Annotated in this window: 20 protein-coding genes and 3 pseudogenes; 8 read left to right on the top strand and 15 right to left on the bottom strand. The window is 70.7% G+C overall.

All coding sequences use genetic code 11. The features are described 5' to 3' along the window. Window positions 1-126 precede the first annotated feature (126 nt). The 4 genes and pseudogenes from nirD to WAB15_RS14355 all read right to left on the bottom strand — a co-directional run. Window positions 127-528: a nitrite reductase small subunit NirD gene (gene nirD, locus WAB15_RS14370; RefSeq protein WP_407286500.1), complete on the bottom strand. Its 402-nt coding sequence runs from the start codon at window positions 526-528 to the stop codon at window positions 127-129. Continuing rightward, window positions 528-3,128, bottom strand: coding sequence for a nitrite reductase large subunit NirB (nirB, locus tag WAB15_RS14365; protein WP_407286499.1), 2,601 nt, complete (start codon window positions 3,126-3,128; stop codon window positions 528-530). The genes nirD and nirB overlap by 1 nt, the downstream gene beginning before the upstream one ends. A gap of 130 nt (window positions 3,129-3,258) precedes the next feature. Next, on the bottom strand, window positions 3,259-5,289 hold the full coding sequence (locus tag WAB15_RS14360; protein ID WP_407286498.1) for a glycoside hydrolase: 2,031 nt from the start codon (window positions 5,287-5,289) through the stop codon (window positions 3,259-3,261). 195 nt (window positions 5,290-5,484) lie between these two features. Further along, window positions 5,485-5,986: pseudogene (locus tag WAB15_RS14355) on the bottom strand (transposase); the annotation flags it as partial. Window positions 5,987-6,246: 260 nt separating this feature from the next. Between WAB15_RS14355 and WAB15_RS14350 the strand changes: the two are divergent. The 3 genes and pseudogenes from WAB15_RS14350 to WAB15_RS14340 all read left to right on the top strand — a co-directional run bounded on the left by WAB15_RS14350 (window position 6,247) and on the right by WAB15_RS14340 (window position 8,450). Then, complete coding sequence (locus WAB15_RS14350; RefSeq protein ID WP_407286497.1) at window positions 6,247-7,365, top strand: hypothetical protein; 1,119 nt, start codon at window positions 6,247-6,249, stop codon at window positions 7,363-7,365. A gap of 39 nt (window positions 7,366-7,404) precedes the next feature. Continuing rightward, window positions 7,405-7,560, top strand: a pseudogene (locus tag WAB15_RS14345) (IS982 family transposase); the annotation flags it as partial. A gap of 44 nt (window positions 7,561-7,604) precedes the next feature. Then, complete coding sequence (locus WAB15_RS14340; RefSeq protein WP_407286496.1) at window positions 7,605-8,450, top strand: SDR family oxidoreductase; 846 nt, start codon at window positions 7,605-7,607, stop codon at window positions 8,448-8,450. Window positions 8,451-9,047: 597 nt separating this feature from the next. On the opposite strand, the gene WAB15_RS14335 is transcribed toward WAB15_RS14340, so the two are convergent. The 6 genes from WAB15_RS14335 to WAB15_RS14310 all read right to left on the bottom strand — a co-directional run bounded on the left by WAB15_RS14335 (window position 9,048) and on the right by WAB15_RS14310 (window position 16,366). Then, entirely contained in the window at window positions 9,048-10,013 is a 966-nt protein-coding gene (locus WAB15_RS14335; RefSeq protein WP_407286495.1) for an NAD-dependent epimerase/dehydratase family protein, read from the bottom strand. A 116-nt stretch (window positions 10,014-10,129) separates the two neighbouring features. Beyond that, on the bottom strand, window positions 10,130-11,440 hold the full coding sequence (locus WAB15_RS14330) for an LCP family protein (RefSeq protein ID WP_407286494.1): 1,311 nt from the start codon (window positions 11,438-11,440) through the stop codon (window positions 10,130-10,132). A gap of 124 nt (window positions 11,441-11,564) precedes the next feature. Then, the gene (locus WAB15_RS14325; protein WP_407286493.1) at window positions 11,565-13,661 is read right to left on the bottom strand and encodes a bifunctional polysaccharide deacetylase/glycosyltransferase family 2 protein; all 2,097 of its coding nucleotides are present in this window, start codon (window positions 13,659-13,661) and stop codon (window positions 11,565-11,567) included. Window positions 13,662-14,049: 388 nt separating this feature from the next. After that, entirely contained in the window at window positions 14,050-15,240 is a 1,191-nt protein-coding gene (locus WAB15_RS14320) for a M20 family metallopeptidase (protein ID WP_407286492.1), read from the bottom strand. A gap of 11 nt (window positions 15,241-15,251) precedes the next feature. Beyond that, complete coding sequence (locus WAB15_RS14315; protein WP_407286491.1) at window positions 15,252-15,539, bottom strand: DUF397 domain-containing protein; 288 nt, start codon at window positions 15,537-15,539, stop codon at window positions 15,252-15,254. Beyond that, a complete protein-coding gene (locus tag WAB15_RS14310; RefSeq protein ID WP_407286490.1) occupies window positions 15,536-16,366 on the bottom strand; it encodes a Scr1 family TA system antitoxin-like transcriptional regulator in 831 nt (276 codons plus the stop codon). Before WAB15_RS14310 ends, WAB15_RS14315 begins: the two co-directional genes overlap by 4 nt. A 158-nt stretch (window positions 16,367-16,524) precedes the next feature. Between WAB15_RS14310 and WAB15_RS14305 the strand changes: the two genes are divergently transcribed. Next, the gene (locus WAB15_RS14305) at window positions 16,525-16,806 is read left to right on the top strand and encodes a hypothetical protein (RefSeq protein WP_407286489.1); all 282 of its coding nucleotides are present in this window, start codon (window positions 16,525-16,527) and stop codon (window positions 16,804-16,806) included. Between the two features lie 17 nt (window positions 16,807-16,823). On the opposite strand, the gene WAB15_RS14300 is transcribed toward WAB15_RS14305, so the two are convergent. Then, a complete protein-coding gene (locus tag WAB15_RS14300; RefSeq protein WP_407286488.1) occupies window positions 16,824-17,711 on the bottom strand; it encodes an aldo/keto reductase in 888 nt (295 codons plus the stop codon). Between the two features lie 42 nt (window positions 17,712-17,753). Here WAB15_RS14300 and WAB15_RS14295 point away from each other — a divergent pair, with 42 nt between their 5' ends. Continuing rightward, window positions 17,754-18,542 carry a sulfite exporter TauE/SafE family protein gene (locus WAB15_RS14295; protein WP_399147856.1) on the top strand — a complete coding sequence of 263 codons (789 nt, stop codon included), beginning with the start codon at window positions 17,754-17,756 and terminating at the stop codon, window positions 18,540-18,542. 56 nt (window positions 18,543-18,598) lie between these two features. On the opposite strand, the gene WAB15_RS14290 is transcribed toward WAB15_RS14295, so the two are convergent. From WAB15_RS14290 to WAB15_RS14280, 3 genes and pseudogenes are all read right to left on the bottom strand, one after another. Beyond that, window positions 18,599-19,543, bottom strand: a complete 945-nt coding sequence (locus tag WAB15_RS14290; protein WP_407286487.1) for a hypothetical protein — start codon at window positions 19,541-19,543, stop codon at window positions 18,599-18,601. A 197-nt stretch (window positions 19,544-19,740) separates the two neighbouring features. Beyond that, window positions 19,741-19,854: pseudogene (locus WAB15_RS14285) on the bottom strand (MarR family transcriptional regulator); the annotation flags it as partial. A 22-nt stretch (window positions 19,855-19,876) separates the two neighbouring features. Continuing rightward, on the bottom strand, window positions 19,877-20,719 hold the full coding sequence (locus WAB15_RS14280) for a class I SAM-dependent methyltransferase (RefSeq protein ID WP_407286486.1): 843 nt from the start codon (window positions 20,717-20,719) through the stop codon (window positions 19,877-19,879). 150 nt (window positions 20,720-20,869) lie between these two features. On the opposite strand from WAB15_RS14280, the gene WAB15_RS14275 reads away from it, so the two are divergent. Further along, the gene (locus WAB15_RS14275; RefSeq protein WP_399147859.1) at window positions 20,870-21,313 is read left to right on the top strand and encodes a hypothetical protein; all 444 of its coding nucleotides are present in this window, start codon (window positions 20,870-20,872) and stop codon (window positions 21,311-21,313) included. After that, the gene (locus tag WAB15_RS14270; RefSeq protein ID WP_399147860.1) at window positions 21,313-21,513 is read left to right on the top strand and encodes a helix-turn-helix transcriptional regulator; all 201 of its coding nucleotides are present in this window, start codon (window positions 21,313-21,315) and stop codon (window positions 21,511-21,513) included. The genes WAB15_RS14275 and WAB15_RS14270 overlap by 1 nt, the downstream gene beginning before the upstream one ends. 95 nt (window positions 21,514-21,608) lie before the next feature. On the opposite strand, the gene WAB15_RS14265 is transcribed toward WAB15_RS14270, so the two are convergent. Further along, window positions 21,609-21,986 (bottom strand): cupin, encoded by a 378-nt coding sequence (locus WAB15_RS14265; RefSeq protein WP_399147861.1) that lies wholly within the window; start codon window positions 21,984-21,986, stop codon window positions 21,609-21,611. 327 nt (window positions 21,987-22,313) lie between these two features. On the opposite strand from WAB15_RS14265, the gene cutA reads away from it, so the two are divergent. Then, window positions 22,314-22,688, top strand: a complete 375-nt coding sequence (cutA, locus tag WAB15_RS14260) for a divalent-cation tolerance protein CutA (protein ID WP_407286485.1) — start codon at window positions 22,314-22,316, stop codon at window positions 22,686-22,688. Window position 22,689: the final 1 nt, after the last annotated feature.

Here is a 22,689-nt window from a genome sequence, read left to right as displayed (position 1 = left end):
GGTGGTCCTCCTGTCGCGCTCTGCGTGTCGCGCATCCTTCTTACGTGCTACCCAATGGTTGCACGTAAGGCCAGGAGGTGCAACCGTGTGGTTGCGCATTCCCCGGTCCGGGTGCCCGGCGCCCGCTCAGCCCCCCGCCCGCACCCGCACCCGGTACGCCGGCACCGACACCTCCGGATCGTCCAGGCATTCCCCCGTCGCCAGGTCGAAGCGCTGCTTGAGCAGCGGCGACGCCACGAACGGGCGGCCCCCCAAGGAGCCCGTCAGCCCACGGGAGAGGACCTGGGCGCCGGTGAACGGGTCGCGGTTGCCGATCGCGTAGATCTGGCCGGAGCGGTCCACGAAGAGCGCGGCCTGGGCGCCGTCCGGCAGGAGGGCGGCGACGCCGCGCCCCGGGGTGAGGGCGTCCAGCGTGCAGACCGCGAGCCAGTCGCCCTGCGGGCAGTGGACCTCGACCGTGCCGGCCGCCGCGGCGACGGCACCGGGCGCGGTGGCGGGAACGGTTGCGGTGGTCATCGCAGTGGTCATCAGGCGGAAGTCCCTTCCAGAGTGCGTACTGCCAAGGTCGGCCCGGCCAGCAGCGTCAGGTCCGGCTTGACCTGGTCGCGCTCCGGTACGAAGCGGACGGACGGGTCCGGGGCGTCGGGTGCGTTGACGAAGGACACGAAGCGGGCCAGCCGCTCGGGGTCGGCGAGGGTCTCGGACCATTCGTCGCGGTAGTGGGTGACATGGGCGGCCATCAGGGCCTCCAGTTCGTCGCACAGCCCCAAGGAGTCGTGGACGACGACATCGCGTACGTGGTCCAGGCCGCCCTCGATCCGCTCCAGCCACGTGGAGGTGCGCTCCAGGCGGTCGGCGGTGCGGATGTAGAACATCAGGAAGCGGTCGATCAGCCGGATCAGTTCGGCGTCACTGAGGTCCTGGGCGAGCAGGTCCGCATGGCGCGGGGTGGCCCCGCCGTTGCCGCCCACGTACAGGTTCCAGCCGTTCGCCGTGGCGATCACGCCGAAGTCCTTGGACTGGGCCTCCGCGCACTCCCGCGCACACCCGGAGACCGCCGACTTCAGCTTGTGCGGGGCGCGCAGTCCCCGGTAGCGCAGCTCCAGATCGATCGCCATACGGACCGAGTCCTGCACGCCGTAGCGGCACCAGGTCTCGCCGACACACGACTTCACGGTGCGCAGCGCCTTGCCGTACGCGTGTCCCGACTCGAAGCCCGCGTCCACCAACCGCGCCCAGATGACCGGCAGTTGATCTACCCGAGCGCCGAACAGGTCGATCCGCTGACCTCCGGTGATCTTGGTGTAGAGGCTGAAGTCGCGCGCCACCTCGCCGATGACGATGAGCTTCTCCGGGGTGATCTCGCCGCCCGGGATGCGCGGGACGATCGAGTACGACCCGTTCTTCTGGAGGTTGGCGAGGAAGTGGTCGTTGGTGTCCTGAAGGGCCGCCTGCTCGCCCTGGAGGACGTAGCCGTCGGCGCCGACCGCCGGCGCGAGGGAGGCGATGACCGAGCCGATCGCCGGCTTGCAGATCTCACAGCCCTCGCCGCCGCGCGCCTCCTGTCGGCCGTGCTCGTCGAGCAGCTGGGCGTAGGAGGCGATCCGGCGGACCCGGACGATCTCGTACAGCTCGGCGCGGGTGTGCGGGAAGCACGCGCACAGGCTCTGGTCGCCGCTGTCCGGCAGCAGCTTGCCGATCATCTTCACGCAACTGCCGCACCCGGTACCGGCCTTGGTGCACTTCTTGACCTCGGGGAGGGTCTCGCAGGCCTGGATGGCGTCCTTGGTGACGTTGTGGCAACTGCAGATCACCGCGTCGCCGGGCAGTGCGTCCGGGCCGAGCGCGGCGGGCGCGCCCGCACCGGCGGGCAGCACCAGTTGCTCGGGCGCCACCGGGGGAACGGTGCCGGTCAGTGGGCGCAGCATGCCGTACGCGTCGGCGTCGCCGACCAGCACACCGCCCAGCAGCTCGCCCTCGGCGCCGATCACCAGCCTCTTGTAGACGCCGCTGCGCGCGTCGGAGTACACCACGTCCAGGCAGCCGTCGGCGGCGCCGTGCGCATCGCCGAACGAGGCGACGTCCACACCGAGCAGCTTGAGCTTGGTGGACAGATCGGCGCCGGTGAACCCGGCGAGCTGCCCGGAGCCGTCGCCGAGCCGCTCCGCGACGGCGCCGGCCGTCACCCGCGCCATGTCGTAGCCCGGCGCGACCAGGCCGTACACCCGGCCGTCGACGGCCAGCGCGCACTCGCCGATCGCGTAGACCGCCGGGTCGTCGGTCCGGCACTGCTCGTCGATGATGATGCCGCCGCGCTGGCCGACCGGCAGCCCGCAGTCCCGGGCGAGCTGGTCGCGGGGGCGGACCCCGGCGGAGAAGACCACCAGATCGGTCTCGATACGGGAGTCGTCGGACAGCCCCATGGCGGTCACCGCGCCCGCCTCGTCCGCGACGATCTCCTTGCCGCCGACGCCGGTGTGCACCTGCACGCCCATGTCCTCGATGCGGCGGCGCAGCGCACGGCCGCCGCCCTCGTCGACCTGCAGCGCCATCAGCCGAGGCGCGAACTCCACGACGTGGGTGCGCAGCCCCAGCCCCTTGAGCGCGCCGGCCGCCTCCAGGCCGAGCAGGCCGCCGCCGACGACCACACCGGTGCGGGAGTTCTTGGCGTACTCCTCGATGGCCAGCAGGTCCTCGATGGTGCGGTAGACGAAGCAGCCCGCGCTGTCCTTGCCGGGCACCGGAGGCACGAACGGATACGAGCCGGTGGCCAGCACCAGCGTGTCGTAGCGGACGGTCAGCCCGGAGCGGGCGGTGACCGTGCGGGTGGTGCGGTCGATGGCGGTGGCCGGGTCGCCGAGGTGCAGCTCGATACCGTGCCGGGCCATGAAGTCCGGATCGGTAAGGCTCAGCTCCTCCGGGCTCCGGCCGGCGAAGTACGAGGTCAGCTGGACCCGGTCATAGGCCGGGCGGGGCTCCTCACACAGGACGACCACCCGTGCACGCTCGGTGACACCGCGGTCGGCCAGCTCCTCCAGGAAGCGCTGGCCGACCATGCCGTGGCCTATGAGAGCGATGGTGGGGATCGTGCCTGGTGCGGCGTCGGGGTGCGGGTGCGTGGTGGTCATGCTCGTCAGCGTGCGGTCCGGCTGTTACCCGCCCGCATCTGCTCTGTTTCCCGGGCGGAACGCTGCCCTCAGAACGTGCACGGCCGCCGTGTGAGGCCCCGCCCGCCCCGCCCCGTCACCCCCGCTCGGGTCAGCCGCCCGGGTTCGCCGGGCACAGCCGGCGCGGCGCCCGGTCCGTACGCAGCTCGGCATCGACGCAGCCCCCCGGCAGGCCGCCCTGCGCCCGGGTGCCGAAGTTCGCGGTGACGGTCAGCGTGCCGTCGCCGAAGACCGTGCGCTGCACCGTGCGGTCGCCGGTCAGCCACCGGAAGGACGTCATGCGCTCGGTGCCGGCGGCGCGGTGCAGCGGCGAGAAGTACTTCTGCAGCGCGGCCAGCCGCGGCCCGTTGCGGGTCAGCGTCGGCCCGTCCAGGACATGGTTGAGCGGGGTGTTGTAGAGCATCGCGAGCAGCGCCCGGGTGGTCTGCTGGTCCGGCAGCTTCTCGTACGACAGCTCCCAGCGCTCGACGTTGACCAGAGAGCCGTGCAGCGCCGTCTCGTACAGGGGCACGCGGTACTTCGGGTCGTACATGGCCTTGGCCACCTCCGCGGGCAGCCGGACCGGCTTGAAGAAGGCCTTCGGGGCCTTCTCCGGGAAGTAGCCGCCCCAGTTCTCCTTGTCGCGCTCCAGCTTCCACAGCCCGCCGGCGACCGGGGTGCCCGACCCGTGGTCGTACGCCAGCACCTCGTTCGCCCAGGCCTGGGCGGACTCCGAGCCCAGGACGAGGCCCTTCGACAGTCGCTGCATACGAGCCAGCCGCATCTCGCGGTCCCCCGCCTTGGTCATCTCGTGCCCCGCCCCGTGATCGCGGAACAGCTCACCCGTCGCGTCGACGTCCAGGAAGTAGCTGTCCGCACCGTTGGCGACCATCGAGCGGGTGCGGTCGGCGAGGTAGTGCCGGCCCGGCTCGGCCTTCTCGAAGGCCCGCGAGCTGAGATAGCAGCCGCGGCCCCCGAACCCGGTCTGCGGGCTGCCGTCCGCCTCGCGCACACAGAAGTCGGGGTAGACCCGGCCGGGCCAGACCGAGGTGGGGCTGTCGGCGGTCTTGGGGTCCTGCCCGTTGGCGAAGGTGTCGTACGGACCGACGAGATAGCCGGCCTTCTTCGCGGCCCGCACCGCCGCGGCGTTCATCGGACCCGGCCCGGAGTCGTAACCGAGCCACATCCGGTCCACGCCGAGCCGCTTCAGCCTGTCGACGCCGGCCGCGGTACGGGCCTCGCCCCACACATAGGCGTGGAACGCCCCGAGCAGCTTCGCGGTGGCCGGATTCTGCCGGATCTTCCGGCGCAGGCTGCCGAGCCGGCCGTGCTGGGAGAGGTAGGAGCGGTAGTCGGCGGCGGGCGCCACCGGGTTGCCGTCGGTGAGGGCGAAGGTCACCTCGTAGTCACGGGTGCCCTCACCCGCGTCGAAGGCGTGCGTGGCGGTGGCGCGCAGCCGGCCCCCGGTGGAGGCGAAGCGCAGCGAGGTACCGATGTCGGTGGGGGTGAGGTAGCTGACGCCGTGCCGGCCGCCGGAGCCGCCCGCCCCACCGCCCATGGAGTAGCCCCACAGGGGGAGCGACAGTTCGCCGCCGACGTCGACCGTGCTGCCGGCCAGCCCGCCCTTCTCCTCGGCGGAGTTCCAAAAGGCGTCCCGCACGGGGATGTCCAGCCCCTCGCCGCGCGGCAGCTGCACCGCGGAGGCGGCCCGGTCGGTGCCGGTCACCGGCCAGCCGACCGACCCGTCACGGTCCGCACGCAGCCTGATCCGCAGCCGCCCGCGCTCCGCACCGGCCGTCACGCTCAGCCCCTTGGCGGGGTAGCTCCAGCGCGCGCCGTCGGCCGTACGCGTCACCGGCCCCGGCTTGCCGAGCCCGCCGCCGGCCGCCTCGGACAGCACCATCCGCCGCCCGTCGCCGGTGCGCGCGGTCACCGCGAGGGAGTCGGTGTCGATGACGGCGGTACCGCCGCCGACGGGCAGTTCGAGGCGGCTGCCCTTCAGGGTGCCGGCGGCGGCGCTGTCGCATCCGGAGACGCCGAGCGCGGTCGCGGTGAGCGCGAGGGAGGCGGCCAGCGCGCGCGTTGCGGCGGTGCGGCGGCTACGGCCGGTCCTCTGAAGGGAGTTGGGGAGATCGGATGTCATGAGGACTGGATAGTCCCGCGGCTTAAGAGGCTTCTAAGAACGCGACCGGGGCCCCGCTGGGGCGGACGTCCACTGAACGCCCGGCCTCAAGACCACTGTTGGCCTGCCCGCGTCCATCCCAGGGTGGTACGTTCCGATACTTGGCGCACTCACTGCTCTCGCCTAGATGAATGAGTCCAAGGGGTGCTGTTGCGGTCAGTGATCGTAGGCGGTCAGTGACCGCTTGATGGGCTGCCCGGTCTTGTCGTTGTGCCAGATCGCCGCCGTGAGCGCAAGGATCCGGCACAAGACCCGGGCCGCCACCCCTGTCGGGCTCTTGCCGCCGTGTCGTTCCAGGTCGAGCTGCCCCTTGAAGGTCTGGTTGATCGACTCGATGACCTGCCGCAGCGGCTTGAACAGATGTGCCCCCGCCCGCTCGGCCTCCCCCTGCGGGCCGGCCGCAGCAACTCCAGGTGACGCCCGGCAAGGTCGCACTCGAACTCCCGGCCGTAGTAGTTCTTGTCCCCGATGATCGTCTGCCCGGGTGGGCTGCTTCGACATCGGGCGCGGCATCGAGCATGTCGCGCAGTGTCTCGCGCTCGTCGGCCTTCGCGCCGGTGAGAGCAAACAGGATCGGCAGCCCACCGAGTGTGCACACCAGGTGCAGCCGCAGCCCCCAGAAGTACCGTGAGTGCGACGCGCAGTAGCCGTACTTGGACGCCCTCGTCCTATGTCCGCAGGCCATCCCATGGACTCATTCATCTAGGGGGTGTCCGATGGGTCATGGCCGGGTCCGCGGCGTCTGGCACGGCACCTCGCGGCGTTGCCGAAACGTCCCGATAGCTCCGCTATCAAGACGCTCCGGCGCCTTGCGATGCACCGCACCAGACGCCGCGGCCTATCCGACCCTGACCCATCGGACACCCCCTAGCGGGAGATCCGTGCCGCGCGGCGGCCGGAATGTGCGAGGGTGCTGCCATGGACAACCCAATACCACGCACCCTTCAGGGGTTTGCGGAGACGTTGGTCCGGCTGGGCATAGCGACGGAGGAACAGACCGCAGCCGGCCTGGCGGAGGCGGCCGGCATCGGCATGGACCTCGACGAGGAATTCGAGGACGCCGAGGACGCCGACGAGCTGACCTGCCTCCTCGACTTCTGCGACGGCCTCGGCTTCCAGACGCCCGAAAAGATGGGTGTCGATCTCGAGGAGATGGTGCTCGAGATAGCGGCGAGCACGGGCGGATCGGTGGTGGTCGATGAGGTCGAGCGGGTGGAGGTCGCAGACGGAGCCGAGTACCTGCACTTCCGGCGCAATGGGCGGTCGATATGGCACCAGACGAGGGACCCCTCGGACAACTACCGCTACATGGACTGGAACACCGCCTTCGACATCATCGGCGACCTCGTGCCCGGCAACGACGATCCCCGGGCCTTCTACCAGCTGGAAGAGGACTCCTATGACGCCTGGTGGCTCCTGCTGACGCCCGACCAGGCCGAGGGCTTGAAGGAGTTCGGTCTGCCGATGCCGGTGGACCTCGGCAACCGGGCGCGTGACGGGATCCCCACGGCGGAACCCGAGACGCCCGCGTGGTACACGGAGGACGACCGCCTGCATGCGAGCGAGGAGTCCCGCCGGTGTCTCGACGAGTGGCTCGCGCCCATGGACGCCGCGCTGGAGCGGTGGCGGACGGCCCATCTGCCCGACGACTTCCCCTTCGACCACTCGCTGGACTCGCTCGCGGCGCTGGAACGGCTGGTGCTGGACCGCTTCGATGGCCCCGCCGCACTGGAGGCGGCGGCCGGAGACGCGTTCTTCGAGGGCGCGGTCAGGTACGTCGGAGAGACCGCGCTGCGGCTCTGGCCGTGCCGCTGGACCTACCAACACTCCGACGACGAGGAGTCGGTGTTCACCAACGAGCCGTTGATCAGTGCCAACACCCCCGATGGTTTCGGGGCGGGGTTCTCGCCCGACTACGTCCTGCGGACCCTCGTGGAAACACGCACGTCCGGTGGCATGCGAGACCGCTTGGGAGCGCTGGGGGAAGCGGTCGAGGAGTACCACGAGGTACTCCGCGCCCGCGCCCGTACCCGCTAGATGAATGAATCCATGGGATGGCCTGCGGACTTAGAACGAGAGGGGCAGCTCGACCTGGAACGACACGGCGGCAAGAGCCCGACAGGGGTGGCGGCCCGGGTCTTGTGCCGGATCCTTGCGCTCACGGTGGCGATCTGGCACAACGACAAGACCGGGCAGCCCATCAAGCGGTCACTGACCGCCTACGATCACTGACCGCAACAGCACCCCTTGGACTCATTCATCTAGAGGATGCGACGATGATTCTGGTGACCGGTGCGAGTGGGAACGTCGGAACGGCTCTCCTCACTCGCCTTCATGCCGACGGCGTGGCCGCGCGCGCGGCCTACCGTGATCCGCACACCACGGCTCGGGTGATCGAGTCGGGCGGTCGGGCAGTGACGCTCGATCTGGCCGTGCCGGACACGATCGGTCCCGCACTCGACGGCATCGAGGCCGTATTCCTCCTCGGCGCGACGAGCCCCGCCCAGACGACGCACGAACTCAACATGCTGCAAGCCGCCCGTGCGGCGGGTGTCCGGGTGGTCAAGCTGTCGGTCTGGCGGGCCGACGAAGGACTCTCGGCGATCGCCCGGCTGCATCAGCCCGTCGAGCAGTCGCTTCTCACCTCCGGCTTGCCCTGGACGATCCTGCGCCCCAACTTCTATCTGCAGAACTTCCTGCGCCAGCCGTCCATCCGCGAGGCCGGGGAGTTCAGCCTCCCGTTGATCACCGCACCCATCAGCTTCATCGACGTCGGCGACATCGCCCGTGTCGCAGCGCGGGTCCTCACCACCGACGGCCACGACGGCTGCGTCTACGACCTCACCGGGCCGAAGGCACTGACCTACGCCGAAGCCGCCGAGGAGTTCTCCGACGTCCTCGGCAAGCCGGTGCGCTATGTCGGCCTGCCCGACGACGAGGCGCGCGCGGCGATGCTGAGTCGCGGGATGCCGGAGTTCCACGTCGACGCGCTGATAGAGGTCGCCCGCGCCTACCGCGACGGCGGTGCCGAGACCGTCACGTCGACCGTCCCCGACCTCACGGGCCGCGAGGCCCTCGGTTTCGCCGATTTCGTGCGCCAGAACCGCAACGTCTTCGATTGACCATGGTCCTTACCGGCCTGCGGCCTGCGGCCTGCGGCCTGCGGCCTGCGGCCTGCGGCCTGCGGCCTGCGGCCTGCGGCCTGCGGCCTGCGGCCTGCGGCCTGCGGCCTGCGGCCTGCGGCCTGCGGCCTGCGGCCTGCGGCCTGCGGCCTGCGGCCTGCGGCCTGCGGCCTGCGGCCTGCGGCCTGCGGCCTGCGGCCTGCGGCCTGCGGCCTGCGGCCTGCGGCCTGCGGCCTGCGGCCTGCGGCCTGCGGCCTGCGGCCTGCGGCCTGCGGCCTGCGGCCTGCGGCCTGCGGCCTGCGGCCTGCGGCCTGCGGCCTGCGGCCTGCGGGTCCGGCAGGGTATGCCCCGAACGGCCCGGTGGCCAGCACCCGTACGCCCGGCCGCATCCGGCGGATCCGCCGGGTGTGGTCCCCGCACGCCTTGACCGCCGTGTTCGACGGCCGGCACCCGCGCCATCAACAGCAGCATCGCGAGGACGCCGTAGCCCGCGAGCAGCCCGGTGAGGTGGGTGAGGGTGGCGAAGACCGCATCGAGCCGGACCGACGCCCCTATTCCGGTTCTTTGAGGTGCCGTTGAGGATCCCCTGACCGGGGGTTAAGAACCAGGGAGGCCGAGCGCGCCCAGCCGCGCCCGCTCCTCCTCGTCCGTGAACCCGGCCCGCAACGGCGGTTCGCCGCGCCCGACGTCCCAGGCCAGCACGTCGGCCGCGGTCACCTCCAGCAAGGTCGCCGGCATGCCCGCCGCCCGTGCGCGGGCCGAACTGCGCTGCTGGGTCGACCAGTCGGGACGTACCAGGGGGAAGAGCGGCGGTAGGTCGTCACCCGGCACCCGGACGATCTCGACCTCCGTGCCCGCCACCCGCGCACAGGTCCCGATGAGCCCGCCGAGCGTCGTCGGCTCGGCGGGCCCCACCGCGTGGAACGCCCCCGGGCGGTCGTCGACGAGCAGTTGCACCACCAGGCGGGCCAGATCGCGCGAGTCGATGATCTGCACCGGCTGTGCGGGATCGGCGGGCAGCGCCACCCGCCCGCCGCGCGCGGCCCGGCGCACCCAGTAGACGAAGGAGTCCGCCGTGTCGAACGGCCCCGCCACCTTGCCGGGACGCACGATCGTCGCGCGCTCGCCGTACCGGGCCAGCACATCGTCCTCGCAGGCCACCTTGCAGGGACCGTAGGTGGCCTCGGTCAGCTCCTCGGTGTCGCGTACCGGCGCCCGGCGCGGGGTGTCCTCGTCGGAGCCCGGCCCCACTCCCGTCCGCTGGTACACCGCATGGCTGGAGACGAACAGATACCGCCCGACCCGGTCGCCCAGCGCGTCCATCGCCTGCCCGACGTGCCGGGGGACGTATCCGCTGACGTCGACGACCGCGTCCCAGCCGCCGTCGCCCAGCGCACGGTAGTCACCGGTGTCCCGGTCGCCGATCAGCCGGGCCACCCCGGGGAACAGCTCCGGGCCGGTCTTCCCCCGTCCGAACAGCGTCACCTCGGCCCCGCCGCGCAGGGCGTCCTCCACGATGGTGCGGCCCACGAATGACGTACCGCCGAGAATCAGAAGGCGCATGACCGACGACACTACCGATCACGAACACCCGAAGGGGCGTGGATTTTCGGCCCTTCGACAGCACGCGGCACGTACGCCGGCACGCGGCCCGACGGCCGGGTGCCCGCCGTCCGCGGTCAGCCCCTGACCGCGGACGGCGGCTGGTCGTTGCGCAGCTCGCTGAAGAGCCGCTTCGCCTTCGGCAGGTCCCACTTCACGGCGCTGCCCTTGGGGGTGGCGAAGCCGAGGGAGGAGACCGGGACGTTGAGCTGTTCGCCGTGACCGGACGTGACGCCCTTCATCGCCTCGAACAGCGAGGTGAGATCCGGCAGGCCGGTCTCCTTGTCGACCACGAGCGTGTCCAGCCCCGCGCTCACGGTCGGGTAGACCGTGGAGGGATCGAGGAGGGTGCCCGGGGCGGCGGTCTTGCGGGCGAGCGCCGCAAGGAACTTCTGCTGGTTGCGGCTCCGGCCCAGATCGCCCTGGGCCTCCTGATGACGCTGGCGGACGAAGGCGAGCGCGGTGCGGCCGTCGAGCGTGTGGCAGCCCTTCTTGAGGTCCGCGCCCGACTTCTCGTCCTTGACGTCCTTGTCCAGACACATGGGCACCCCGCCGACCGCGTCCACGATGCCGACGAAACCCGCGAAGCCGATCTCGGTGTAGTGACCGATGCGCAGCCCCGTGTTCTGCTCGATGGTCCGCACGAGCAACTCGGGGCCGCCGAGCGAGAACGCGGCGTTGAGCTTGTCCTTCGACGCGGGGTAGTGCATGCCCGTCTCGGGGCGGACGTACGCCGGAACGGTCACCCAGGAGTCACGCGGCAGGCTCACCATCGTCGTGCCGTGCGCTCCGGTGTGCAGCAGGATCATCGAGTCGGTACGGCGGCCGGCATCGGCCGAACCCCCCGTGTGCAGATCCTTCCGCTCCCGTCCGGACAGGCCGGCACGGCTGTCGGAGCCCACGATGAGGTAGTTGGTGCCCGCGCCCGTCGCCGGCCGGTCTGTGATCCTGTCGAGATCGACCTCCTTGTGGAGCCTGGTATCGGCCCACACATAGGTGCCGGCGGACGCGGTGACCAGCACGCCGAGCACCAGGACCGCCGCCCTGGTGAGCCGCCGGCGACGCGTGGGAGGAACGGCCGGGGCCCGGCCCCTGGAGGGGCCGTGGCCGCCACCGCCGCCCGGACGGACCGGGGGGACGGTGTACCCGAGCGGGGTGACCGTGGTCTGCGGCAGGGGCGGGGCACCGCCGGCCGGCTGCACGGACGCCGGGTACACCTCGACCGGCCACCCGTCCGGGCTCCACACCTGACCGCTGCTGATCCGCCCCTCGCCGATCCCGCCGGTGCCGGCATATCCGGCACCGACCTCGCCGGTGCCGAGGTACGTCAACGGCGTTGCATCGCCGTAGGGAGTCCCGTCGTATGACCCGCCCAGCCAATCAGTCATGCGCGGCAGTCTGCACGCTCACCTTCCCCTCACCAAATGCACTGAGGATCTGCACAAAAGCGCACCGTTTCGCTCCGGAGGAAGGCAGAATGCCCCGGTCCGCCCGGCAACGGTGGCAGCGCGCTCACCGCGAGGTCAGGCTCTGGTACGCGGCCGGCTGCCCGATGTGCTGGGCGGCGGTGCCCGAGCGGTGCATCCGCTGCCACCTCAACCGGGTGCCGAGCAGGAACGCCACCACGGACTGGATGACGACCAGGTACATCAGCTGCCGGTAGACGAAGAGCTGGAAGGGCATCGCCCACAGCGCCCTGAGCCGTTCCCCGTCCAGCCTCAGGGCGTATCCCGCACAGGCCAGTTGGACCGCGAGGAAACCGAGCCACACCCCGGCCGAGAGCGCCGGGCCGCGGAAGAGCGCCCCGTACAGGGCGAAGACGTCCACGATCGGTGCGAGCAGGGGCAGCGCGACCTGGAAGACCGTCAGGTAGCTCAGCCCCCGTCGGCCGAAGCGCCCGGCGGGACCCACCTCGACGGTGGCGCCGCGGTGTTTCCACATGGCCTGGAGCGTGCCGTAGCACCAGCGGTAGCGCTGCCGCCACAGCTGGCTCAGCGAGGTCGGGACCTCCGTCCAGGCGATCGCGGACTCCTCGTAGACCACCCGCCAGCCCGCCTGCCACAGGGCCATCGTGAGGTCGGTGTCCTCGGCGAGGGTGTCCTCGCTGACGCCGCCGACGCCCATCAGCGCGTCCCGGCGGAAGGCGCCGATGGCCCCCGGGACCGTCGGCATGCACTCCAGCACCTCGAACATCCGGCGGTCGAGGTTGAAGCCGAAGACGTACTCCAGGTGCTGCCATCTGCCCAGCAGTCGACGGCGGTTGCCCACCTTGGTGTTGCCGCTGACCGCACCGACGGCGGGGTGGGCCAGGGGCTGGATCAGGCGGTAGATGGCGTCCGGCTCGAAGACGGTGTCCGCGTCGACCATGACCACGATGTCGTACCGGGCGTACGACAGACCGGTGTTGAGCGCGGCGGCCTTGCCCGCGTTGGGCTGCCGGATCACCTCCACACGCGGGTCGTCGATCCATGTGGCGAGGTCCGCCGTACTGTCCGTCGACCCGTCGTCGATGACGATGACCTGGAGATACGGGTGTGTCGAGGCGAGCAGCGAACGGACCGTGGACTCGATGCCGGCCTCCTCGTTGTAGGCCGGCACCAGAATCGTCACCGGCTCGACCACCTCCCGCAGCCGCGGCGCACCCGGACGGAACCGCGTCAGCCGCCTGACGTGGGCACGGGCGAACAGGACGAGCATCAGCAGCCGCAGCACCCCCAGCGCGCCCGCGATCCAGAGCACCCAGGTCATCCCGCCGACGAACGCCAACCCCAGCGCCTTGGCCCAGATCAGCCCCGTGCCCAGCCAGCGCTCGACGGTGGAAACCGACCGGTCGGAGGCGGGGAGGCCCGCCCCGTCCGTCACGGTGGTGAACCGCTTGACCTGCCGGTTGCCCAGCAGCTTCGCCGTCTCCTGATAGGCGATGTCGTTCTGGCCGAACTGCCGCACCACGCCCTGCGAGGGCTTGCGGAACCACTGGTCGGCCGCGACCAGCGTGTAGCCCTCCGCCGCGGCGTGCTGCGCCGCCTTCCACTCGGCGCCGCACATGGTGTCCGCCGTCGTGGTCTGCGGCAGCCGGAGCAGATTGGTGTGGATGCCCGCGGTGCCCGCCAGCGCCTTCTGCGTCAGCGACAGCTCCATCCCGGCCCGCAGGGGCGAGGCCGCCCCCATGACGGCGCCGGTGTAGGTGTTCGAGCCGATCTCGTGCCCCTCGGCCCGGATGCGCCGCACCAGATCCGGGTACTGGGCCGCTTGCGCGCCGCGCAGGAAGAACGTGGCGTGCGCGTGGTGTCTGCGCAGCAGCCCCAGCAGGCGCGGGGTCCACACGGGATCGGGCCCACCGTCGTAGGTGAGCGCCACGGTACGGGCGGGCATCCTGGCGGACTGCGCCCTGCCGCCGTCCAGCCGCAGCACCGGGCCGCCCCTGGCCACCTCCCGCGGTACGGGGGTGGTGCAGTCGCTGCGGATCTTCGCGGCGTCGACCTCATGGGTGGTCCAGCCCTCGAAGAGCAGGGCACCGAACATCACAGGCAGGACGAGGATCAGCAGCAGCCAGTGTCCGCGCGGATCACGGGACTGCGCATGCCGGCCCCGATTCGAGCGGCGCCTCACGCGGGGACCGCGGTGGGGCCGGTCCGCGCACCCTTTCTACGCCCGGAACAAGCCCCTCCACAGGGGCGAGAATGGGGTATTTCCTGGCGTTTTCTACGCTTGCTGGCCTCACACATGGTCGGCGAGTGTACCCACGGTTGATCGTGGTCCCGGGCCCGAAGGGCTCCTCGGCAGGCCCCCGGCGACGGGAACGGCAAAGCTCACAACGGCCTTTCCCGCCTCAGGAATTCAGCCCACTCCCCGTGCGCATCCCGGGCAGTCGATGCGGACTTGTCCGGCATGAGATGCCTTGCCGGCGACGCCCGCCGGGGCCCGGGACGGTGCCGTAGCAACACCGCGGCACCGCCCGGCGCAGACCCCGGGCCGGGCGCCCGCGCACCGCCCGGCGTCACACCTTGCTCAGCCGCCGCGTCGCCAGCTCCGCGTACATGGTCGCGCCGTCCGCCAGCACCGCATCGTCGAACTCGGCCAGCGGCGAATGGTTGTTGGGGCTGCGCTCGTGGTCGGCACCGGCCGGCGGGGCGCCGAGCAGGATCATCGCGCCCGGCACCTCGGCCAGGACGCGGGAGAAGTCCTCCGCGCCCGCCAGCGGCTGCGTCATCGGCGCGAACCGCTCCTCGCCCAGCACCTCGCGGACCGCGTTCGCCGCGAAGTCCGCCTCCGCGTGGTCGTTGACGGTCACCGGGTACCCCTCGACGAAGTCCGCGTCCACACCCACCCCGTAAGCCGCCGCGATGCCCCGGCACACCTCCACCGTGCCGTCCTTGACCCGCGCCTGGGCGGCGTCCGAGAAGCTGCGGACGGTCGCCTCGAAGACCGCGGTGTCCGGGATGACGTTCTGCTGGGTGCCGGCGTGGAACGTGCCCACCGTCAGCACCACCGGGTCGAAGACGTCGAAGGTACGGGTGATCCACGCCTGGAGCGCCGTCACCATCGCACACGCCGCCTGCACCGGGTCCTTGGCGCGGAACGGCATCGAGCCGTGCCCGCCCTCGCCGCGCACCGTCACCCGCAGCACATTGGACGCCGCCAGCGCCGGGCCGCCACGCGTACGGAAGACGCCGCCGGGCAGCCCCGCGGACAGCACATGGAGCGCATACGCCGCGGCCGGCCGCTGCCCCGCCGCGTCCAGCAGCCCCTCGTCCAGCATGTGCCGCGCGCCGTCGTGGCTCTCCTCGCCGGGCTGGAACATGAACAGCACATCGCCCGCCAGCCGGTCGCGGTGCGCGCTGAGCAGCTTGGCCGCGCCGGCGAGCATCGCTGTGTGCAGGTCGTGACCGCAGGCGTGCATCCGGTCGTTGTCGGCGGCGAAGTCCAGGCCGGTACGTTCCGTGACGGGCAGCGCGTCCATGTCACCCCGCAGCAGGACGACCGGGCCGGGCTGCCCGCCACGCAGCACCGCGGTGACGGAACTGAGCCGCTCACCGGTGCTGACCTCCAACGGCAGACCGTCCAACTCGGCCAGCACCGCCTCCTGCGTACGGGGGAGGGCGAGCCCGGTCTCGGGAATCCGGTGCAGCGAGCGGCGCAGCCGTACGAGGTCGTCGGAGAGGCCGCGGGCGTCGTCGCGGAGGTTCACAGGAGCTCCCTTCAGGCGGGGAACTCCCCGCGCTTGATGGCCGTGACGAATGCATTCCACCCGCCGGCGGGAAAAATGAGCGCCTGGCCGTCCGGGTTCTTGCTGTCACGGACGGGGACTAGGCCGTGGGGGGCGGTGAGGGAGCGGGAGAATTCGAGGCAGGCCCCGCCGTTGCCCTCGCTGTAGGAGGACTTGACCCAGGCGAAGTCGCGGGTGAATTCGACGCAGTCCCCGCCGTTTCCTTCGCTGTAGGAAGACTTGACCCACTCGGCGGCTGCCAGATCCAAGTCGGGGATCACGTTCTGTACTCCTTCAGCAGAGTCTTGATCGCGGTCAGCGATTCGTCCGGGGACAACGCATTCGCCCTGAGCAGATCGTAGTCATCCAGAGCGGCGTCGACCATTTGTGCGGAGTCGTGCATCCTGGCCCCTACCCGGGTCTCCGTGTAAAGCACCGTGGGGGAGTTGGGGAAGCGCAACACGATGAAGGGCAAAGTGGACGTGGCCGGAACACCCACCGAGAACGGCATCACCTGGAGTTCCAGGTTCGGTGATGCGGCCGCCTCCAGCAGGTAGTCGAGCTGCCCGGTCATGACCTCGGCGCCACCGACGACGCTTCGCAGACACGCTTCGTGAAGGATGACCCACAGCAACGGCGGACTGTCCCGCTCGAACACCTCACGCCGTCGTAGCCTTGCGGCAACCTTGTCCTCGATCGCCTCCGCACTGGCCCGAGGGTTGGATACTCGGAAGACGGACCGCGCGTAGTCCTCCGTCTGGACCATGCCTGCTACGAGGTTCGTCTGGTAGGTCAGGATCCGCGATGCCTTCCGTTCCAAGTTGAGGTACGGGACGAACCAGCTCGGATGATCTCCGTCGTCGATCCGCCGCAGCAGCCCGGCGAATAACTCGCCCGTGCCGAAGACGGTGTCGCAGCCCTTGGCGAACTTCTCACTTGGTCTGGGCAGCAGTGTCCCGGACTCGACCTTGCTGACGTACCCCTCGGAGTACCCCGTGGCCGTTCCTAGGTGTTTCTGCGTGAGTTTGCGGGCGAGACGTACTTGTCTGACGTCACGGCCGAAGCGCTGAAGCGGATTCAAGTGCTCGGATGGGCTGGTCTCGTCCAACGTCCTGACCTCTCGTCATGTGAACGCGCAGCGCAAACACGGCAAGCCAACGGCTTGAACCTTCAGGTTCAAGCAGCCTAATTCTATTGGCAGTTGCGTTGTCCACGTGACCGAATGACTACATCCGGTTACCTCTCGCGATCCCCAGGAGACTGGCCATGACAGACGCAACCGACACCGCACGACTCCTGCCGCCGCCGACCCCCGAGGGCAAGCGCTGCCTGGTCGTAGGTGACGGAACCGGCTACGTGTCCCGGATGGCCGACAACCTTGAAGAGACCCAGCTCGGACTGGCCGCCGAACTCATCGACGAGTCCCGCCGCATCCTCGGCGCACGCCGGTGGACGCCCGGCGAAATCCACCTGCTGGCCGTCGAGTTGACCGACGCGCTCGCCCAGGTGCACCACGTCGCGAAGTGCCGGGGCCCGCGCCGTTCCTGAACCGCCGGCTACGACGGCTATGCGTGGTCGGGCACCACGTCCAGCTGCGCCATGTCCGCGTCCGTCAGGGCGATTCCGGCCGCCGCCAGGTTCTCGTCGAGGTGCGCGGGCGATCCCGTACCGGGGGTGGGCAGCAATACGGGGGAGCGGTGCAGCAGCCAGGCCAGCGCGATCTGCCCGGTACTCGTCCCGTGCCGGGCGGCGACCGCGCCGAGCGCCGCCCCCAGCGCCTCGCCCGCGTCGCCCGTCAACGCGCCATTGCCCAACGGGAACCACGGCAGGAACGCCGTACCCCGCTCCTCGCACAGCTCCAGTACGTCCTCCGAGGCGCGGTCCATCAGGTTGTAGCGGTTCTGGACGGACGCGATGGGGGCCAGCTCCCGCGCCTGCCGCAGCTCCGCCGCGCCGACGGAGTCCAGCCCGATGTGCCGGATCTTGCCCTCCCTCTGGAGCTCGCGCAACGCGCCCAGCTGGTCGGCCATCGGCACCTCGGGGTCCAGCCGGTGCAGCTGGTAGAGGTCGATGGTGTCCCTGCGCAGCCGGCGCAGGCTCGCCTCGCACATGGCGCGCAGCCGCTCCGGCCGCCCCTCGATGTGCCAGACGTCGGGACCGGTCCGCACCACCCCGCCCTTCGTCGCGACCACCAGCCCCTCCGCGTACGGATGCAGGGCCCGCGCCACCAGCTCCTCGGCCACCTCCGGGCCGTAGTTGTCGGCGGTGTCGATCAGCGTGACACCGCGCTCCACGGCCTGCCGCAGCAGGGCGACGGCGCGCTGCGGATCGTCGTACCGCGGCCCCCAGTAACCGGGCCCGACGAGCCCGCCGGTCCCGAACCCCAGCCGCCGGACCGGCAGTTCCCCGCCGATGGAGAAGCGGGACGAGGTGTCAGCAGTCTCAGCATCCATAATCCTGAGCCTAGAGCGGTGCGCGGTTCGTAAGATCGCCCGGTGCCCCCTGACATATCGCTCTTCGCCCTGACTCTGCTCTGCCTGGCCGCCCTCGCGGCGGGCTGGATCGACGCCGTGGTGGGCGGTGGGGGACTGCTGCTGCTCCCCGCGCTGCTGGTCGGCCTCCCGCACACGCCCGCCGCCTACGTCCTGGGCACCAACAAGTCCACCGCCATCGTGGGCACCACCGCCGCCGCGGTCACCTACGTCCGCAAGGCGCCCATCGACCTCCGCACGGCGCTGCGCATCGGCCTGGCCGCGGTCGCCGGCTCGCTGACCGGGGCGTTCTTCGCGGCCGGGATCAACAGCGAGGTGCTGCGTCCGCTGATCATGGCGGTGCTCCTGGCGGTGCTCGCGTTCATCCTCTTCCGGCCGGCCTTCGGGACCGCGCCCGCGCCGTCGGGGCCGGTCACCCGGCAGCGGGTGCTGGCGGCCGTCCTCATCGCGGGCCTGGGGATCGGCTTCTACGACGGCCTGATCGGGCCGGGGACGGGCGCGTTCCTCGTCATCGCGCTCGCCGCCGTGCTGCACATGGACCTGGTCACCTCGTCCGCCACCGCCAAGGTCGTCAACGTCTGCACCAACGTCGGCGCGCTGACCATGTTCGCGATCCAGGGCACCGTGCTGTGGCAACTCGGTGCGCTGCTGGCGCTGTTCAACCTCGTCGGGGGGATGGTCGGCGCGAAGATGGCGCTCAAGCGCGGCGCCGGGTTCGTCCGCGGGGTGCTGGTGGTCGTGGTCGTCGCCCTGCTGTGCAAGCTGGCCTACGACCAGTGGATCGCGGTCTGAGGAGGACGGCCCCGCGCCAGAGTGCCTTGCCGCAGGTTCGTGCCCCCTGCCCGGCCTCATGCTTCTATGCGCAGCCAGGTGTTGCCGGTGCGGAGCCAGAGGGAGCCGTCACGGCCCTGGCCGCAGTGCATGACGACTCGGCCGGGCACCCGAAGCCGGTGGCGGCCGGTCACCGCCCAGGTGGTGCCGTTGAACTCGGCGCGTATGAGCTCGACGGACCGCTTGTTGTGGTTCCGGCGGGTCAGTACGGCCCGGTTGCCGCGGACCGCGAAACCGTCCGGTCCGGGGACGGGGCTGGGGTAGCTGACCACGTCGCCGGTGGACGGAGTGATCCGGGTCAGGAACGTGCCGCCCTTGCTGCTGCCGGAGTACCAGACGAGCCAGACCTGATCGCCCTCGGTCGCGGCGGTGCAGCCCTCCAGCGGGTGGTCGGGCAGCCGTCCCTCGGGAGACCAGACCGCCTGCCCCCGGGGGTTCCAACCCGCCAGACCCGCTCCCGACTCGGGGTGACCACCGTAGATGCCCTCGTCTCCGTAAGCCGCCCAGATGCCGCCGTGGACGTCGGTGACCAGGGCGGGGATGTCGTCGCCGACGCAGAACTCGGCTTCGGGCGTACCGGATGCGGAGAACACCACGGCGTTGGTCGCCCAGAGGCCGTCGGCCTCGTCCCGGAACGTACGGCCGCCCACCAGCAGGAACCGGGAATCCGGGAGCAGCGCGAGGTGACTGGGCCGCACCCGGATGTCCTTCACCGGGATGCGCCGCTCCTCCCGCCCCGTAACGGTGACCAACTCACCCGTGAACGGGACCTTCGGCCCCCACCCGATCCACCCCTTGACGTAACGGGTGTGATCGAGGTGTCGCCGGTGGACCAACAGGACCGCAAGCTCCCCGGCGGGTCCGACGCTCCACCAAAGGGCTCGCTGCCCCCGCACGGCATCGGCAACGGGAAGCCGCCACACGTGGCGTACCGCTGTCGCGGCGTCGGAACGAGCGGTCACGGTGCGGAGATTCATACGCGGTCGCCTCTAGGACTCCGGGAGCACCAAGCCGCCCGAAGAGCGCCACCTTACCGGCCCTCGACCAGTCCAGCTCCGGTGGCAGTCCGTCGGCGCCGCTCGGCTAGGCCATGGCACCGCCGGTGTTCCGGATCATCTGCCGGAGCACCTTCAGGGCGGTGACGTAGTCCGTGTCGCTGGATGGTCATGCCCTGGCCGTCGGGCGAGATGTCGTTCTTCGACAGGTTGCGCAGCAGCCAGTACTGGGGCTGGGTGAAGCCGAACTCCGCCTGCCGGGCCCGGGTGAACGCGATAGCGGTACATCCCCGGGAGCGCTCAGAACCGACAGTGGTACATCCGCGCCATGTCCCGCACCTTGGGCAGCTTCGCCCAGGCCCGCGCGCCGAGTCGGTAGGCCGCCGGCAGCTTCTCGATGCCCGGGACCTCCAGGGCGCTGACGTTCTCGACGATCTCCAGCCGCGGGCTCAGCGCGGCGATCCCCGCGGCGTCGGTGCCCCAGTACAGGCGGGCGCCGGCCCTGACGACGATCCTGTTGATCCACTGCGTGCGGATGGCGAACGGGCTGAAGGCGTCGAAGGCCAGCTCGCCGCTCGGCGCGTGGGCCATCAGCCGCCGCAGCAGCGCCGTACCGTCCTCCTCGGCCAGATACATCAGCAGCCCCTCGGCCACGATCATCGTCGGTCGGTCCGTCGGAATGCGCTCCATCCAGGCCGGGTCGGTCACCGACGACGGGATCATGGTGTACCCGGCGCGCTCGGGATAGAGCTGCTTGCGCAGCTCTATGACCTGGGGGAAGTCGACGTCGAACCAGCGGACCCCCGGGCCCGGGTTGAGACGGTGCACGCGGGTGTCGAGGCCGCAGCCCAGATGCACCACCGTCGCCTCGTCGTGCCGCGCGAGGAAGCCCGCCGTCCAGACATCCAACTGCCGTGCACGCAGCGCGACTCCGGCCGCGTCGCCGGCGTTCAGCCGCATCTTCCGGAAGTCGTAGTCGAGCCGCCGAACGGTGTCGAGCGCCATGGTGTCGCCGAGGATCGGCCGCTTCGAGCGACTGTCCGCGGCGCGCCCGTAGAGCGTGGCGAGGAGGGTCTCCGGCGCCCCGGTCAGCTGGACCTTGGGGCGCGGGCTGGTACTCGGGCTGGTACTCGGACTGGTCATGCACCAGAGACTACATAACATTCAGAAAAATGTGAATACTCGAAAGTCGTCTGGCGGGGGTGATGTGCCAGTGGGGGGGGGTGCTCCCGATGTGCGACTGAATGTCAAGTTCGCTTGACATTCAATGTCAAGCACGCTTGACTCGCCGCTATGTCGAACACGCGCAACATCGCAACTGGCAGGCAGAAGGCCCCAGTCGGCGCCTACGTCCTCATGTCCGTGGTGGGAGTGGTCCTGGCGACGGCCTTCGGCGCCGCGGCAGCACTGTTCCGCGAGGAGAGCGAGGCGCTCACCTTCGGGGTTTTCGCGGCCACGATGTTGGGGCCGTGTCTGTCCCTGTCGTGGTTCGTCCTCGTCTCTCGCTATACGGTCTCGCCCGACCGCCATGCCGAGGAGAACGTCGAAAGCCGCTGGATCACGAACGCCACCAGCGGGGCATGCACCGACACCTACGCGGCCTGCGGCATCGCGCTGTCCGCCGTCGTCGTCACGGGGCTGGACATCAGTGGCAGCGCGGCGTTGGGCGGAGTCCTCGTGCTCATGCTGGTCGATACGGCTGTCCGCTACCTCGTTGAGAAGCGACGGAGCTGCTGATGGAGAACGAGCTCGCGTCCCTGCGTGCCCAGCGCGGATGGTCCCAGGCACGTCTCGCGGAGGAGCTCGGTGTCTCACGGCAGACCGTCATCTCGATCGAGCGCGGACGCTTCGACCCGAGCCTCCCGCTCGCCTTCCGCATCGCACGCGTCTTCGGCCGGACGATCGAGGACGTCTTCCACCCGGACGACGAAGCGTGATGGGCAAAGTCGGCCACACTGCAGCACCAGGCTGCCGACCTGGCCACGCCGTAGCGTGAGCAATCCGCCTCCGTCCGTGATCGCCGGAACACCCCCTAGTTCCGCGCCGCCCTCGCCCCCGCCCCCGCCGGGACCGCCCGGTGGGTCCGCGCCGGCACTTCCGTCACGGCCGTGAGCAGCACCGCCGAGTCCTCGATGGCCTGCAAGCCGTGCCGCTCGTGGGGGATCGCGGCGACTTGACCCGCCTTCAGCTCCTGGCCGCCGCCGGGCCCGGTCAGCCGGACGCGCCCGTGCAGCACCTGCAGGCTCGCTGCCGGTGGCGCGTTGTGCTCGTCCAGCGCGGCGCCCGCGATCAGAGCGATCACGGTTTGCCGCAAGGGTCCGTCGTGCAGGAAGAGGTGGGCGCTGCGCCCGTGGGCGGAGGCCCGGGCGTCGTCGAGTTGGTAGCGGGTGAGTGCGGAGAGGTCGTCCATGATGCTGCCCTTTCGCGTCCGTGGCGGCGGGCTTCCTCTCCATCGTTGCCGTTGCGCGGGTGGACGCAACCGGGGAATCGGCCCCGGGTGAACTGGGGGGAGCGTCCCCGAGCGAACGGGGAATCGGCCCCGGACAAACCTGGGGCGCCCCCGGGCGAACCGGGGAACCGGTCCCGGGCGTCCGGGTGCATACCGGTGCAGGGCGGCCCGTCACTTACGCGATGATCATCGCGGTCCGTACGATGCGGCCCGGGACGGTCCCCGTGGCACGTCCCGGCGTCCCACGCCCCACTGCGAATGTCCCCCCACTGCGAAGGATGCGCCACCGTGGCCGACCCCACAGCCCTGAGCGAACCGTCCGGACCGCCTGGACCGGCCGGGCAGGGCACAGGATTCCTGACCGTCATGACGACCACCGACAGCGAGGAGAAGGCCGAGCGGCTGGCGCGCGGGGCGATCGCGGCCAGGCTCGCCGCCTGTGCGCAGATCAGCGCGCCGGTGACCTCGGTGTATCGCTGGGACGGCGCGGTCGAGACCAGCCGGGAGTGGCAGGTTCTCTTCAAGGCGGCGCAAGCGCGCTACACGGAGCTGGAGGGCTATCTCCTCCAGGCGCACGACTATGACACCCCCGAGATCATCGCCACCCCGATCACTCGCGGCGGCGCCGACTACCTGTCGTGGGTCGCGAAGGAGACGAGCTGAC

It is taken from the genome of Streptomyces sirii, assembly GCF_045690365.1.
Taxonomy (GTDB): Bacteria; Actinomycetota; Actinomycetes; order Streptomycetales; family Streptomycetaceae; genus Streptomyces; species Streptomyces sirii.
The sequence above is the reverse complement of the archived record's forward strand: the minus strand, read 5'-3'. Positions and strand labels throughout refer to the sequence as shown.

Coding starts and splice junctions, on each gene's coding strand:
- WAB15_RS14270 (WP_399147860.1), top strand. CDS start 21,313: ATGGAGAACGAGCTCGCGTCCCTGCGTGCCCAGCGCGGATGGTCCCAG.
- nirD (WP_407286500.1), bottom strand. CDS start 528: ATGACCACTGCGATGACCACCGCAACCGTTCCCGCCACCGCGCCCGGT.
- WAB15_RS14340 (WP_407286496.1), top strand. CDS start 7,605: ATGATTCTGGTGACCGGTGCGAGTGGGAACGTCGGAACGGCTCTCCTC.
- WAB15_RS14360 (WP_407286498.1), bottom strand. CDS start 5,289: ATGACATCCGATCTCCCCAACTCCCTTCAGAGGACCGGCCGTAGCCGC.
- WAB15_RS14265 (WP_399147861.1), bottom strand. CDS start 21,986: ATGGACGACCTCTCCGCACTCACCCGCTACCAACTCGACGACGCCCGG.
- WAB15_RS14275 (WP_399147859.1), top strand. CDS start 20,870: ATGTCGAACACGCGCAACATCGCAACTGGCAGGCAGAAGGCCCCAGTC.
- WAB15_RS14305 (WP_407286489.1), top strand. CDS start 16,525: ATGACAGACGCAACCGACACCGCACGACTCCTGCCGCCGCCGACCCCC.
- WAB15_RS14300 (WP_407286488.1), bottom strand. CDS start 17,711: ATGGATGCTGAGACTGCTGACACCTCGTCCCGCTTCTCCATCGGCGGG.
- WAB15_RS14330 (WP_407286494.1), bottom strand. CDS start 11,440: ATGACTGATTGGCTGGGCGGGTCATACGACGGGACTCCCTACGGCGAT.
- WAB15_RS14350 (WP_407286497.1), top strand. CDS start 6,247: ATGGACAACCCAATACCACGCACCCTTCAGGGGTTTGCGGAGACGTTG.
- nirB (WP_407286499.1), bottom strand. CDS start 3,128: ATGACCACCACGCACCCGCACCCCGACGCCGCACCAGGCACGATCCCC.
- WAB15_RS14280 (WP_407286486.1), bottom strand. CDS start 20,719: ATGACCAGTCCGAGTACCAGCCCGAGTACCAGCCCGCGCCCCAAGGTC.
- WAB15_RS14335 (WP_407286495.1), bottom strand. CDS start 10,013: ATGCGCCTTCTGATTCTCGGCGGTACGTCATTCGTGGGCCGCACCATC.